Genomic DNA, 15,652 nt, shown 5'->3' with positions numbered 1-15,652 from the left:
CACCCGGCCAACCGCTGGACATACCGGCCTGCAATGCCCCAAAATCCCACGGATGACACGGCTGTCCAACGGGCGGCCGCTTTGGAAAGGAACAATGGGTCCGACAAATACCCGAAATCTCGCGCACATCCTGATACTCTGCCTTGCCGTGTTGACAATCCAGGCAGTGGCGCAAGACTTTCCCGCAATCAAGGCCAAGGCCGAACTCATTTCCGCAGAGGTTCACCCCGGCGCCATTCATGGCTGGCACAGCAACCGCCTCGTGATGGTCGCCGGAACCCTGTACGCCTGCGCGACACTGCCCAACCCCGACGGCGAAAGCCCCGACCAGCCGCACAAGAATCCGGGGGCCGTGTTCCGGCGCGAGCCCGACGGCAAATGGTCCACGGTAGGAACGACATCGTTCCCCCCCTACATCCTGATGGCCGATTCGCAGCAGCGCATGTGGATACTCGGCGCGTCGGCGTGGGATACGTTGCATGTTTTACGGACGCGATTGCCCAGGGACTTCGCGACCTTGGAAGAGGTGCACCAGGCAAAGAACGCCTACTTCGGGGCAAGCATCAGCCCGGAAGACAACGTACTCGTGCTCTGGGCGACGCAGCAGGAGCAGGCGGCGGGCAAAGCCAATTCGTTGACCGCGGATTTCTACGACGCCGCCCAGGACAAGTGGTACAAGAGCACCATTGCAACCCCGGAAGGCCGCTACGGCTACGAAGGGATTCTCCTGAACAAAGAGACCGCGCTCGCGGTGATCAACTCGTCGCTCTACGATCCGGAACATGCGGACAGCGCCGGCGGCAAGTACTCATGGCGCCACGCGCGCTTGGTTGCTTCCGACGACTTGCACAAGAAACGGTGGCGCAACAAACCCTGGCTGATGCCTGCCGACGGCCGCACGGTGTTGCAGGATCTCATTCTCGGCAACGACGGCAATGCCTATCTTTCGTATGCCCACGTGAGCGCGCCATCGCACATCGAGCTGTTGGCGGCGCTTCACACGCCGCACTATGTCGCGCGTATCGGCCACGATCTGCAGGTCACCGAATTCGAGACTGGACTGCGCGCTTCTGCAACACGCCTGCTTGTGGACGCGTCCGGCGAATGGTACCTACTCGGAAGGCCGGAGTCGGGCGGAGCGCTGCACCTGTGGGCGCTCGACGCCGCGAACGGTTTTGTGCCGGTTCGCGAATTTGTGATTGAAGGCTCCGACGTGCTGGAGGCGTATGTGGTTCATTCGCTGCGCCCGGAACGGTTTGGCGGGGAGTCCGACGGCGAGACGATCCATCTCCTGAGTACACGGCCTGCTCGCGATGCCGAAGGAAAAGATCTTGGCCGCGCGGAATTGTGGCACGTCTCCTTCAATTTGGCCGAGGCAAAAGCAAAGCAGTAACCGGGCAGTTCACCGTGCAGCAAGACAATGACACACGCCTTTCGTATCTGGATTTCCTCGTGGCGATCGCCGCCGGCGGAGCGGCGATGGCCATCTACCTGCGCACGCTTGCGCCAACTGTCTACGGAGAAGACGCCGGCGAGCTGATCGCCGCTGCGTATACCCTCGGCATCCCACATCCGACGGGGTATCCTCTCTGGTGTCTTATCGCGCACGCATTTACCAGGTTGCTCACGATTGGCGAGATCGCATGGCGCGTGAACCTAGTCTCTGCCGTATTCGGCGCGGCTGCCGTTGCAACTACGACGGTACTCATGCGTATCCTGGGCATTCGCCGGTGGGCGGCATTCGCGGGTGCGGTGGCCCTAGCATTCTCCCTGGAATTCTGGGAACAAAGCGTCATCGCCGAAGTCTACACACTCAATGCTTTCCTCACCGCGCTGTGCCTCATCTTCGCCGTGGTCTGGGGGCGGAACAGGCGCGCGTGGGCGCTGTGCGCGTTGGCGCTCTGTTTTGGGCTCGGGGCAGCCAATCATCAGGTCATCGTACTCATGGCGCCCGTGTTTGCCGCATACGTACTGATCGTGGGAGGCATCTCGCGGGACGCGATGAAGCGGTGCGCGCTTGCAGCGTCATTCACCGTGCTGGGCCTTGCCACGTACGCGTACCTGCCGATCCGCGCAAGGACGCATCCCCCCATGAACTGGGGCGATCCAGAAACCTTTCGCGGATTCTGGGACGTCATCACGCGCGCGCAGTTCCGGTTCATCATCACCGACAATCCCCGGTCGTTGGAGAAACTCGGTGAACAGTTCGCGGTGTTTGGACGCATCTACCTCGAGCAATTCACGCCGATTATCGGATGCTTGGCGCTAGTAGGTGTAGCCGTTTTTGCCCTGCGAAAACGGCCCGGTTGGCTGATGCTGCTGGGGCAATTCCTCGCGCTCGGAATCGGGTGTACCGTTATCCCCAACTTTGCGCTCGAGCGCAAAGACATCTGGCTCAACACGACCTATTGGATTCCCTGCTATCTCATTGCCGCGGTCTTTATCGCGGCCGCCCTCGATTCAGTTGCGGCACTTGCTAAGACGCGCATATGGCACGCCGCCACCGCCGCAATCCTGACGGTAGGCGCGTGCTGCGCGCCGCTGGCCGCTCACTACGCGGCGAACGACAAAAGCGATTTCATGCTCGCCCGCGATCACGCCGTGAACATTCTCAACACCATGGATCCCAACGCCGTCTATTTCGCCGACGGCGACCATATGATCTTCCCCGTGGCCTATCTGCAGATTGTAGAAGGCCTGCGAAGCGACGTGCTCATGGCCAATCTCTACGGGTATCCTACGGAAGAAGTCATGCGGCCGCTTCCGGAAGAACTGCGCAAGGGCATGGCGCGCATTCCAACGGAAGCCGACGAGCAGGTCGTTTTCGAGTGGTACCTTAACAACGTCGACCGCCCCGTCTACACCTCAATCAAACGCCGCGCAAGCGGCTGGGAAGCGAAACCGGCGGGCCTTCTGTACCGCATGGTGCGCAAGGGCGAACCGTACACGATGCGCGACGACTGGGGCCGCTACACGTGGCGAGGCATCGACACCGGACGTTTCCCGGGCGACTGGACCTCCGAACAAATCCATTTCGACTATTACATGGCGCTTGGACGAATCGCGTGCGCCAACAACGACGCCGCGCGCGCGCAATGGGCCTATACGCATGCCGCCGAATGGGCTCGCGAAAGCAAAGACCTTCTCAACAACCTCGCGTGTGCCGCCGCCGAATGCGCGTTGGACACCGATGCCTTTGCATGGTTTGAAGAAGCGTTGCGTATCGATCCCCGTTACGATTTGGTGCGCATGAACCTCGTCCGCTTGTGCGTAAAGCGCGGACGCAACGATCGCGCGCTTCAACTGCTCGACGAAGCGCTGACCTTGAATCCCGGCGACCAAACGGCTTTGGAGATGAAGACGCGCGTACAGGAATTCCTGTCGCGCAATCCAACCGCGCCCTGACCTGTTCTCCCGCCCGGTCTGTCCGATCCAATCCCCAAATGACCGAGGACCCCCGGGGGGAACGGGAGTCCTCGACCTGTGGGTTGGGGGAACAATGGGCGCACATGCGCCCTGAGGGGAGTAGCGAGTCTTAAACGGCCGCGAGCGCGGGTCGCGCGGAAGGCCGCTGCAGAAAACTCTCGATGCTGGCGCGCTCGTCATCGTTCAAATCAACGAAGCGCACGCCAAAATGATTCAGGCGATTCGGCATCGGGGCTGCCCAGCACACCGCGCCCTTGCACTCGACCGTCGGATGCGACGGTCCAAGCTGAAGACGCACGAGAACGCGCTCACCGATCTCAATCGGCCGGATGCTGCTGAACTGGGCCCCTTCCGGAGCCAAATCCACCGACACCATGCCGCGCGTCGCGTCATCGCCGTTGAATTGCAGCCACGCGCACACGCCGACTTTTCGCCGTGTATGCCGCCGCTGCTCTGTTTGCCTGTGTTTGTCCATATATACAACTTCGGCGTGTGCGCCGGAGTCCCCGAAATCAACGATCACAAATGGCCTCATAAAAATTCGTCTACTGGACTCGCTACGAATGGATGCCGCAACTCGATGCAATCGTTGCTGCTCCACTCGCACGTAGTCCTCCTCCAATTACCTACTTACCGTTTATGCCTGAAGCGCTCTGTATCAACACCAGAATGCCGATAGTGAAAGCGCTTTAATCCCTGCGCCGGGTCAAGAGTTGCATCGGTTGCCTTGCGTGCAGTTCGCCCGTCAATAGGACGGGTGAAGTGTAAGAAAGGTTTACAGCCCGGACAGATTAGCTTAGGTACTGAACACGAATCCGGTCGAAAAAGTTCCCGGATTCGAGTGGGAATTGAACACCCTGCTACCCATTCTGGGGATTATGCGCACTTTTGACAAATGCTCCAAAACACGGCCAAGTACTGTCCGCAAACGACTTACGCCATGCCATGCGCCTTTGCGGCGATTTCTGCTCCGTCTGACAATAAAGTGTCCCAGAAAATGCTGTAGGCGGCGAGGTTCGCCGCCTACAAGACAATACTGCGATTCGAAATGACTACAACGCCCAGGCTTCGTCCTCGGCTTCGACGATCTTCTCCTGGTCCTTGATGAAGTACGTAGGATCGTCAATGCGCTCCATGTCCGTGATGGGAGTTGCCTCATCCATCCCGAAGAGGTTCGCGTAGTCGCCGTGGAAACCGTCGCAGATGTTGCGCGCCGCGCACTGCTCGCATCCGGAGTGGTACTGATACCCCGCATCGTGTTTCGCGCGGATGATCGCCTCTTCACGGTACATCGCTTCTTTGCCTCGGACCGCTTGTTCAATGCGCGCCAAGACATGCTGTCCGCCGAAGCCGATTCGCGCGATGACCGGACGTCGCGCGGCCCAATCCCGCACCGCATGGGCGGAGAGCATGATGCGACGATCCTTGGGGCCCATGCGGAACGCAGGAACGAGCCCGCCTTCTTTCATGCGCTGAGGCTGTTGGCCAGTCCACATCCAGCTTTGATAGTCCCACTCGTGGTGATCGTACGAAAGCTGCTGAAAGTTGTAGAAGTTTTTGCGGTGGCGCTTCTCAGCCACGCACAAAGGTAGATAACGCACGTTGCACTCGATACCTGCCGCTTCCAGCATGTCCATGGCTTGGGTCAAATGCGGTTTGATGTCCGAGTACCGGGCCACGTTGTCGTGTGTACGGATACCGGTCTCCTGATCTTCAAACGGATTGAACGCAAGGTAGTTGACCGCGTTCGCGCCATAATCGATAGCCTTTTGGGCAATCTGCGGAAGAATAGGTACGACGGGTTTGGACATCGTGCAGTTGAAGCGAAACGGTATCCCCAGTTCCTTCATGCGGCCGATGGCCGTCGTAATCTTCTCGTATGCACCCTTCTTGCAGACGACTTCGTCGTGGATGTCGCCGATGCCGTGGAGACTGCACAAAAAATCGCGAATGCCCGCATCCCGGAACTTCTCGAGATTTCCGGGTTTCGCGAGATGCAACCCGTTCGTGATAAGTGTCGGAATGAGGCCGATCTTGCGGCAGTGCGCGATCAGGTCGAGGATATGCGGATAGATGGTCGGCTCGCCGCCCTGGATATCGATGGACGTGCACCCGTAGAACTCCCTGAGGATGGTGCACATGGCTTTCGCCTTCTCGTATTCCATGAACGGATGCTCGGGATGGTGGGCATTGTCGATGCGGTTGAGGAAATAGCAGAAATAGCACCGCAGGTTACAGGTTTGGCCGAGCCACATGACCGCGCGCTTCGTTAAGACCCGCTTCTTGGTCTTCTTGTACTGCTTCTTCTGGCCATTACCGTTTGAGGAATGCTTCTCCTCGGACAAGGTCTGCTCCGCAGGCGCAATTTCCGTCGACATCTTCTCGCCTCCCTGAATACATCGCATGTCATTATAAATGAAAGACTTAGATTGTGGCACGTCCAAGGTCCAAGAAGACAACCAAGACCCGCTTAGTTAACACATTACCCGGACATGCTGTTCCTGATAGACAGGAATGTTACATTGGCTGGAGCCCGCCCAACTATCGACACACGGGCTTGTTTTGGCGACTCGCTAGAGCAAACAAGACCATTCAGCCACGTTCAAGGGTAGCAGACATAGTGGAAAAAGGCAAGGAATCGGCCCGCGTTCCAATTCGCTTCACCGAAGTCAGTGGCCTGCGCAAAGTGCTTACTTGTAAGAAGTTGAGATCGTGCCAGCTGGACTTCCTCTGAACACCCGCATCCGAATAGAGCAGAAATGGTCGTAGCTGTCAGCCCGGTCACCGGAAGCTGAGCCTTGAAGATGCATGCGCTCACGAGATAGTTCGGACAACTTAGGCCATTTAATCGCGGAATACCGGCCTTTCTCCCGTTTGGAGCAAAGCGCCCTCACTCTGTTGACTCATGCGACTCCATGGCGACCGTTGTCGCAGTATTCCAGTTCGACCACGACAAGTATTAGTCCGCAATTTGCACCGGCGCGATTGAGCGCCGAAGCAAATTGCTCACGTGCAAGATTTGGAGATTATGCCGTGAGAAATACAGGTTAGAAGTAACCTTCTGTCTCTTGATTCATTGGAATCGATGCGGCAAATTATCCCATGACAAATCGCTCGACAACATCAAACCATGCGATTCGGGAAGCTCCTGCCAAAAAGAACGATTCATTGAGGGCAAGTGAAGGATTGTTGCTGTGCAGATCAATAAGAATCGAACAGGCATATTTGCCTACTTGGTTCGATGCCTGGGACTTGTCCTGGTTCCGAACGTGTATTATCTTCTCACGAACTACAAGCTGGCTTTTCTACTGATTCCTGTCCTTTTGATTTCGAGCCCCCTCTTCGCGCTCGTTTCCGCGCTGTGTGCGGTGCTGCTCATTCTCCTATCGGCTTTCGTGCCGGTGCCGACGCTGGTTGCGGTTGTGATATTGGCACAGACGGGTATTGCGGTTCTGTTGAGCTTCAGTTCACGCTTCGTTTCGGTAAACGATCAAGGGAGTATCGCCTCCGGCTTCGGATTGAAGAATAGTGCGGTGCTTCGCGCTGCAATTGCGGCGTGTTTGTGCATAGACTTGTTTCTCTCGCTCTTTCGCTCAGTAGATCTTGTTTTTCTGGCGTGCGTGGTGATTCAGACGGCTTGTGTGGCCGGATCGTTATGGCGGCTGCCTGGTCCCCGAAGCAGAATCGATGCGGCAGGCCTGCTAACGGCCTTGGTTTCCACAACCCTCTCGCTGGTGATTCTGGAAGTTGGATCTTGGTACGTCGCCCCTGCCGTGAATGTGCCGTCCAATTGTTTTGAGCCGACACCGGACTATGTTTATACGTTGAGGCCCGGCAGCAGAGGTTCCATCGCGCTTACCGATGACAGCGGCAAGACCGTGATGACTCACTTCAACATATCGGAGCAAGGCCTCCGTGAAGACCGCGTCTACGGACCGAAGGCGCCCGATGAGTTTCGTATCGTCGTTTTGGGTGACTCGTTCACGATGGGTCATGGTTTGACGATGGACCAGACCTATGGTCGAGTCTTGGAGAAGTACTTGACTGGGGTCTATCCGGGCAAGAGAATCGTCGTCATCAACATGGGCGTGTGGGGGTATGCCCCTTGGCAAGAAATCGGTTTTCTTGAAAAGCGAGGATTCAAGCTGGAGCCGGATCTGGTTATCTGGCAGATATTTCCGCCCAATGACATCTCAGGCACTTACTCACGCGTGAACAAGTTACTGCGTGCCTTCGGTCCGTATTGGGAGCGCCGCTACTTCCTGTTTCGCAAGCAAAACGAGTTCCCTGTACGTGCGGAGCGGTGGCTTCAATCCCATTTGAATGTGTACGCATTGATTGCTTCGATCAGCAATGGCGAAGGTCCGGTAATGTCATGGCTTGCAGACTTCCGCTTTCTTCCCAAATACGAGTATCCGGAGCTTGTGCCCCAAACGAATCGGCACAACTTGCGCGAGCCTTGCCTGGCGACGTGGTACCCTGAGCTTACGGAAGCGTTCGAGATGATGTGCGCGGATATTCGCGCATTGAAGGCCGAATGTGACCGTCGAGGCATTGACCTCATCGCATTTGCGAATTCCGACAACATATCGTTGTTTCCGGATGCATGGGATGAAATGGCCAAGAGAGGTGATGGGTCACTCTACGAAGTAAACAAGGATATTCGTCTCACGCAGGAGTGTTTCGAATCGGCGGGCATTCCTTACGTGGATATAACGGCTAAGATGATGCCGTTGCCAAATGAGGTGAAGTCGAGAATCTTCTTTCTCAATGATGGGCACTTCACGCCTACAGGCGCGCACGAAGTCGCTTCCCTGCTGGCGGAATATCTGAAGAACGAGTACTTTCCTGGCAAGTTGAAATAGCCCGAATTGTATGTGGGCGCATTCTGTGGTTATTCGCCGGTACCAAGGACTGGCGGAACTATGCCCTCAGCGCCCACTCCCGGTCTTTCGGCTCGACCACTTTTTCCTGGTGCCGAATGTAGTGAAGGGGACTGGTCGCGACCTCTTGTTCGAGAATGGGAGTGGCCTCGGATGTCCCAAACAACCGCGCGAAGTCTCCGTGAAATCCATCGCATATTTCGCGGGCAGCACACTGGTTGCACCCGGCATCGTGCTTGTAGTGCAACTCGCGCGATGCCCGCTTGCGAGCTTTCTCGCGATAGAGCGCGTCCTTCCGCGAATAGACTGGGCCAAACGCCCGACAATATGCTGCACACCGAATCGGAAGCGCCAGCGCCACGGACGCCGATAGTAGTTGTCCCGAATCAATTCGACATCGCCGCGAAACATCCCGGCGAACTCTTCTTCAATCCCGGTTCCGAAGACGCCGAAGTGATGGACCTCGCCCGTGCGAAAGGCATCAACGTCGTCAACGCGTGCAGCATCGTCAACATCGGCCTGCGCCCGGAGATGTATCCCGACGAGTAACGCTATCTTTCGATCGTAATTGTTACGGGGCCGTAGAGTCCCGAAGGGACCAGTTTCTGCCCCGGCTTTAGCGCGGCGATGGTTTCTTGAAGCGAAGTCCACGTGAGGCGTTGCTCTTCGGGAAGATCCAGATCACCTAGGATTCGGTTGGCCCAGACGTTTGTGATGTCGATCTCCAGTTTGTTGCCCGTCGGCTTCAGCAATTCCGTGATGTCCACTCTCCATGGTGGGCACCACAACACGCCAAGGTCTTTTCCGTTGAGCCGGATTTCCGCGACACTGCGCAGTGCGCCGAGATCCAAGTAGACTGGGCCGTCGGATGTACAAATTTCATTATCCGCGTCGAAGGTCTTCACGTACGTAGCGCGACCGGAGTAGTTGCGGATGCCGGGCTCTGCGCGCGCCGTCCAATCCTCCAACGTGTCGAATGTGACTGCATCAGGGCCTCCCCATCGGGGATTGAAGTGAACTTCCCAAGGCCCTTTTAGCTCAACGGCGATTTTGTCGTCGTGTGCCTCGGGATTGGTGTGCGGCTTGGTTGGGTCAATTGGCCGACGGAACACCACAAAGCAACTGCCCGAGGGCGGCAAGGCGAGCGGAACTAACGTGCGGTTGTCTTCAACGCGGAAGCTGGTAATGTCTCGCTGTGTGCCGCTCACCGGATCCCATAGCTCCGGTTGTTTACCGCTCACGCGAAATGAGACATCAACAGCAACCGTGTCTTTAGCGCGTTCGTCGATGGCGAAAGAATCGTAGCGCCGTTCCCAGATTTCGAGCGAGACACCGTGGTCGATGATGTTGCTCTGGTTGGTGAGGAAGTAGAGGTCCGCTTCGTCTGTAAAACGGTGAATCCATTCGATCGGCGCGGCGGAAGGTGTGATTTCGACGTCGGGCGCAACCTTCATCGATCGCAGCACGTCGCCGACCGGCGTTCCCCAAATGACGCGGCCTTTACCAAACGTATGCTGCGTAACGTTTGCGCCATCGATGTCTCCCCACAGATCGTCGGCCATCATCCGCACGACATCGTCGCAACGGGGATAGTCCGTGAGGCTGGGCGACTCCATGGGCTTGGGGCCGATGACCGTTGCACCTGCCTTGACAAGTTCGCGCACTTTCGCGAGTAAATCCGGTGTCATGCGGCGGTCATCTTTCAGCACAAGCACGCGGTAGCCCATGCCCGACGGAAGCTCAACGCGTCCGTTGTTCACGCGCACGCGATTCTTGAGCGTTTCGGCGTCGCAGGCATCGTAGCTGTAGCCGTCCGGCAACGCGGGCGCGATGAGCGGTTTCGCAGGCAACGTGTTGGGCGCGCCTTCTCCGTAGAAATACAACACGTCGGCGACGTATCGCCCTTGCTGCAGCATGAACTCGCAACGGCGCAGGTAGTCGATGTACGCCGTCATGGGGCGGCCGCTCCACGTGTTCATGCGGCTGAAATTGACGCCAAAGGGCCCCATGGTCATGCCGGGTGCGCGGTCGAGCCAGGGATGATGCGCCCACGTGTGGAAGACAAGCCGGTTGATGCCCATCGAGAACGCGAGGTCGCCGATTCCTTTGAGGCCATACGGATCGGTCATCCAATGATCGAAGGTCGTGAACGCTTCCGCCGCCGCGATAGGCCTGTCGTAGATGTGCGCACCGGAAGCCGTCTCGCGCGTATCCCACCGCGCCCAATTGTCGCCGTACACGCAATTGGGCATCTGGAACTCGCCCATAGGTAAATCGCAGCGGCCCTTTATCTGCAGTTGATCCGCAGTCGTCTGCACCATGACGCCCGCGATTTCACCTTGAAAACGTAGCCCGCGTTCGTGGCACAGGTCGTTGAGCTTTCCGAAGTAGTTGTCGCTCAGTAGATCGGCGAGCGTTCGCCGCACGTCCCACAAGAAACGGTCCGATACGGTGGGACTATCCACGACGCGGCCACCACCGTGCACGAGCAAGTAAGGCGTGGGATCGTAGCCACGGCGCGCGCGAAACTCATCAATGAACTTCGGCGTGAAATTCTCGTCTCCCGCTTCCCACGAATCGACGTGGATGGCGTTGAGGCCATCGCCGATGTAGTCTTTGAGTTCATCGGAGACACGGCCCGCGTAGTGGTTGAAGTGATAGGCGACGGCGTCGGGGTCGAGTTTGTTGCACTCAAGTCCTGCAAACTCACGCGCGCACGGAGCGTTTAGACGTCCAATCGGGGCGCACCCAAAGCGGACAACCATCCAATCGCCTTTGGGCGCGATCCAATCGAGGGTGCCGTCGTTGCGCAGGTGGTCCGTAAGGTTCACCACATCGCGCGCATGGATGGTGGTCTTCGCCCATTCGGGCGTTGCTGGGCCGACGCGGTCTTCCGCGACCTTGATGTCTTCCCATACACCATGAAACGACGCCTTGGGCTGGTAGTCCTGCACGAGGGCATCGCCGGAAAGTTCTATATCAACCAAGGAGCCTCCGCCGGGGTAGGAGACGCGAAAGTAGCGCGCAGACGTTTCTGGTACAGGCAAGGTTTGCGGATAGTTCCATTGACGCGGCGCGGGGAGTTGCGCAATCGTGCGCCACGTCGCCGCGTCGTCACTGGCCTCCAATTGGCATGCTCCGCCGAGGTATTCCACACCGCGCACCGTCACCGGTTCGCCGAAATCGAATTGGACGTAACCGTTCTCCTTCACGTCGACAGTCGTGTTGCCGTCGGCATCCACCGCGTGCGCCGGTGTCGCGTCTGCTTCGCTGCACGAAAGCTTCGGCGGCCACAACGCCGCCGTGCGCGCGGCAGATGGATCAAGCCGATACGCCACGACCGCGACATCGCGATAATAGCGCTCCTCCGGCGGGGCAGACTCGCGAATATGCGGACGCGCAAACGTGAGGTTCTGATAGTTCGCGTAATCGCACGGCGGCGTGGGCAACGGCTCCGCGACTCGCCCCGGACCTTTAACGTATTTCTCGCTCCACGCGATGCGCATCATCGATTTGTCGGGAGTGATCCACGGTCCGCCCGAGGTCGTCCAACCGGTGCAATTCATCAACGACAGTTCCATGCCGAGGCGCTTGCACTCGGAGACGGCATGGCGCAGCATCTCGAACCATTCCGGCGTGAGAATGCGCACGGGCTTATCGACGTAGACGGGGACGGATTCGGTGACCTTCCCTTCAACGATGAAGAGAAACACGCCGCCGATACCCGCGTCGTGCATCGCCTGCAGATCGGCGGTGATGCCTTCCTTCGTGACGTTGCCGTTCATCCAATGCCAGAAGGTGTGCGGTTTGGATACGTCCGGCGGATTGGCGAAACCGTCGGCGAAGTCTTCGGCACCCGTCGAGGCGAGGCCAAATGCCGCGCACAATGCCAACACCCAAACCAGTCGCCGCATGATAATCCCCCCCTCGCGCTGAAAAATTCCGCGGATTGTCGACGCGTACGTTGGCATGATTGACGAAACGCGGGAAGACTTGCAACGAAACGGACCGGAGAAGCGCGACATGCAAATCGGTTGTGCAGTCGGCAGAACTTCGGGGTATGCTTAGAGGATCGTTTCCTGTTGGGTGGATTGAAGCACGGATTCGAGCACGGGGGGAGTCCAAATGGCTGGCTGTCCCTGTCTAATTCGAAAGGACAGCATCATGTGGACCGCCTTGCGCTTTGTGGCCATCATCGCGTGCGCGACGACAGCGAGTTTTGCCGCCGATGGCGGGCGTGTGTTGACGGACGCCGATTTGGCGTCGGGGCAGACACCGCAAATTGGTGACACGGTTATCCTCAGTGACTTTGCGCGATGTTATCCGCACGCAGCCGTTGGGCAGGAGAACGTGAAGGGAAAATGGTGGTTGCGCCCATATAAGACCTCCGGCGGCGCAGACGGCACGGCGCTGTGCGTCGAAGCGCGCGACAAGGACAAACCCGAAACGTGCATCGCGCCTGCTCTCACCTACCCCGTCTCGTTGGAAGGCGTGTACGACATCTGGGTGTGCACCTATCGCCCCGACTACGGCGGCGGCATCGACATCAAGCTCACGCGCGATAAGGTCTACGGCACCATCGACCCGTGGGAACATGCGATCGATGCGTGGCCGTTAAAGCCCGGCAACGCGGGCAAGTTGGTGGAAGTCTTCTGGAAGACCGCGGAACTCGCGGGCCAGAACATCCAGCTTCGCCAGCCGCACGGCACGTATCAGAGTCTTTGGTGGGGCGTGTGCAACGCGCACGTCACGGCCATCAAACTCATCCGCCGCGACCCCGCCGAAGCGCAGCAGGCGGCGCAGGCCAAGGCCGCCGCGCCGGGACGCAAAGGCGTTATCATCGATCGCGACGGCATGTCCTTCGTCTGGATGTGGGGCACAGAAGATTTCGACTGTATCCTCCAGCAAATCGAGCAATTCCAGTACGGCAACGTGGAAGCATTGAACTGGTGCGAGGGCTCGACCTTCGCCACCAACTTCCCCCATCCCATGTCAACAGGGTTCACGGGCCAAGGCCCAAGCGGCGGACGGCTCGGCGACTTTCGTTGCGATCGCGTCGACAAGAGCTTCCAGATGCGCGGCATCGACGTCCTGCAAGGGCTCGTCGACCGCTGCCACGAAATCGGCATCAAAATCTACGTGTCGCAACGCACCAGCGAAGGCGGCAGCACGGACCAGTCACGCGCACATCCCGAATGGTTCCTCAAGACCGGGCTCGGCAAAGGCTGGTCGCCAAATTGGGCGCTGCCCGAGGTGCGCACGTTCCTCCGCGACTTCATGCTCTATACAGCGCAGAACTACGACATCGACGGCCTTACCATCGACTTCTCGCGCTGCCGCTACAACTTTGAGGCAGGCGAAGAGAAACCCGAGTACATGACCGCTTACCTGCGCGAACTACGCGCGGGACTCGACCGCATCGGCGAACAGCGCGGCAAACACCTCGCGCTCAATGCGTCCGTTGCAGGACGCACATGGTACGAAGGCCGCACGCCCGAACAACAAGGCCTCGACGTCGCGACGTGGGTGCACGAATCCCTGATCGACTGCTTCATGCCGGAGGGAAGCGAAATCGGCCGGTATCTCGAATTGTGCAAAGGCACGAAGACTCGCTGCTACCCGCGCTACTGCAACTGGATGGATTTCGAAGGCAATTCGCTGATGGCCAACCTCCACGATCCCACGCCCGAAGAAGACAAGGCCGACCGCTCCCCCCTGTTTCAATACGGCCCGCAACAAATCGCCGAAGGCGTTGCGAAATGGTATCAGGCCGGGGCCGACGGCGTATTTCTCTTCAACCAATCCGACGCGTGGACGAGCCTTCGCAACCTGCCGTATCCGGAGTTGTTGCAGAAGGAGGTCGCGGCCGGCAAGCCCGACAACCTGCGCGAAGGAAAGGAAATCACGTGGGCGCAGTGAGTGTAACGGAAGAGAAGGGCAAGCAAGCGCGCAGGCTGAGAATGGCGGTATTGGCCGCCGTTACGCTATCGCACGTGTTGTCTGCATTCGCGCAATCGAATGAGGCCGCTCCTACCGCGAAGTTGGCGTTGGATTTAGATCGTGGCATCTGTATTGACCGCCAATTCCGCGCCATTCCGCCGGAGGACATCATGCGGTTCACGCGCGAAGATATCCGATTGATCAAGTCGATGGGCTTCACGTTTGTGAAGGTGCTGGTCAACCCGGAACCTCTGACGCTGGAAGGTCATCTCGATCCAGCGAAAACCTGGTACTTACGCGAGATGGTGGAGTGCGTCGTGGGCGAGAATCTGCCCGTGGTCGTGTGCATTCACCCGGAGTGGGAGTACAAGAAAGGCTTCCTGTCCGATCCCGATCGCTTCGCGCAGTTCCTCGTCTTTCTGGAGGATACTGCGCGGTTTCTTGCCGCGAACTGGGGACCGAAGCAACTCGCGCTGCAATTGCTGACGGAACCGGTGACAAGCGGTATCGATTGGAATGAGTTGTTGCCGCGATTGTGGCAGGTGGCGCGAAAGGCAATGCCGGAACACACGCTGATCCTCGCGGGGGATCAGGTAGGGAAGATTGACGGTCTTGTCGGCACACAGCCCGTGGACGATGCGAACGTGATGTACAGCTTCACGTATTACGATCCGTTTGTATTGACGCTGCAGGGCGGCGATTGGCTCACGCCCAAGCTGTGGTCGTACCTCGGCGGAGTGCCGTATCCGTCGAGTCCGGAGATCATCGCCGCGCACAAGCAAGCCATCCTCGGCAAGATCCCCGCGGACCCGCCCGATTGGCGGCCCGCCGCGGAAGGCATGCTCAGCGAGTATGGCGAAGCGCGCTGGAACAGAGAGAAGATTGCGGCCTATGTGCAGAAGCTGGCGGATTGGAACACGGCGCATGGTGGCGGACTCAGGATTTGGTGCGCGGAATTTGGGTGCTATCAACGGACGATTGCGCCGGATGATCGCGCGCGGTTCATTCGGGATGTGCGCGAGGCCTTTGAGGAACGCGGCATCGGGTGGGCGTACTGGTCCTACAACGAGGTCTTTACCATCATGGAGCCCGGCGGCACACCGTTCGGCCCTGCAAAAGACCAAACGCCCGATGCAAAAATGCTGGATGCCTTGTTTGGCAAATAGCGCGGCGGTCGACGTGCGATGCCTAGGGCATTTCCTTCACAAGGCGGATGAATTCAGGCGGGTTGATAAACTGCTGGCCGTCGCCGTTAACATACGCGGAGCGATAGAGAAGGTCGTGCATTTGGGCAGGGGTTAGGTCGGGGCGCAGTTGCCAGCCGAGTGCGAGCACGCCCGCACAATACGGGATGGCCCAACTGAGACCGCCGCGCCCGCAGTATTGGTAGGCGCATTCGCCTT

General features: G+C 58.5%; 10 protein-coding genes. 6 read left to right on the top strand and 4 right to left on the bottom strand.

The genetic code is table 11. The features are described from left to right. Positions 1–1,393: hypothetical protein (locus K1Y02_19320; protein MBX7258520.1), on the top strand; the 1,393-nt coding region annotated here is incomplete at its 5' end. A gap of 14 nt (positions 1,394–1,407) precedes the next feature. Further along, entirely contained in the window at positions 1,408–3,405 is a 1,998-nt protein-coding gene (locus K1Y02_19315) for a DUF2723 domain-containing protein (GenBank protein ID MBX7258519.1), read from the top strand. Positions 3,406–3,535: 130 nt separating this feature from the next. On the opposite strand, the gene K1Y02_19310 is transcribed toward K1Y02_19315, so the two are convergent. Further along, positions 3,536–3,901: a PilZ domain-containing protein gene (locus tag K1Y02_19310; GenBank protein ID MBX7258518.1), complete on the bottom strand. Its 366-nt coding sequence runs from the start codon at positions 3,899–3,901 to the stop codon at positions 3,536–3,538. A gap of 577 nt (positions 3,902–4,478) precedes the next feature. Beyond that, positions 4,479–5,804 (bottom strand): radical SAM protein, encoded by a 1,326-nt coding sequence (locus K1Y02_19305; GenBank protein ID MBX7258517.1) that lies wholly within the window; start codon positions 5,802–5,804, stop codon positions 4,479–4,481. An 816-nt stretch (positions 5,805–6,620) separates the two neighbouring features. On the opposite strand from K1Y02_19305, the gene K1Y02_19300 reads away from it, so the two are divergent. After that, entirely contained in the window at positions 6,621–8,291 is a 1,671-nt protein-coding gene (locus tag K1Y02_19300; GenBank protein ID MBX7258516.1) for a hypothetical protein, read from the top strand. A gap of 345 nt (positions 8,292–8,636) precedes the next feature. Continuing rightward, positions 8,637–8,858 carry a CoA-binding protein gene (locus K1Y02_19295; protein MBX7258515.1) on the top strand — a complete coding sequence of 74 codons (222 nt, stop codon included), beginning with the start codon at positions 8,637–8,639 and terminating at the stop codon, positions 8,856–8,858. Between the two features lie 2 nt (positions 8,859–8,860). On the opposite strand, the gene K1Y02_19290 is transcribed toward K1Y02_19295, so the two are convergent. After that, positions 8,861–12,223 (bottom strand): discoidin domain-containing protein, encoded by a 3,363-nt coding sequence (locus K1Y02_19290; protein ID MBX7258514.1) that lies wholly within the window; start codon positions 12,221–12,223, stop codon positions 8,861–8,863. Between the two features lie 211 nt (positions 12,224–12,434). Here K1Y02_19290 and K1Y02_19285 point away from each other — a divergent pair, with 211 nt between their 5' ends. After that, positions 12,435–14,228, top strand: coding sequence for a hypothetical protein (locus tag K1Y02_19285; GenBank protein MBX7258513.1), 1,794 nt, complete (start codon positions 12,435–12,437; stop codon positions 14,226–14,228). Continuing rightward, positions 14,216–15,415, top strand: coding sequence for a glycoside hydrolase family 5 protein (locus tag K1Y02_19280; GenBank protein MBX7258512.1), 1,200 nt, complete (start codon positions 14,216–14,218; stop codon positions 15,413–15,415). Before K1Y02_19285 ends, K1Y02_19280 begins: the two co-directional genes overlap by 13 nt. 22 nt (positions 15,416–15,437) lie before the next feature. Here the strand turns inward: K1Y02_19280 and K1Y02_19275 are convergent. Continuing rightward, the coding region (locus K1Y02_19275; protein MBX7258511.1) for a peptidase at positions 15,438–15,652 on the bottom strand (215 nt) is incomplete at its 5' end.

This window comes from Candidatus Hydrogenedentota bacterium, assembly GCA_019695095.1.
Classification (GTDB): Bacteria; Hydrogenedentota; Hydrogenedentia; order Hydrogenedentales; family SLHB01; genus JAIBAQ01.
The sequence above is the reverse complement of the archived record's forward strand: the minus strand, read 5'-3'. Positions and strand labels throughout refer to the sequence as shown.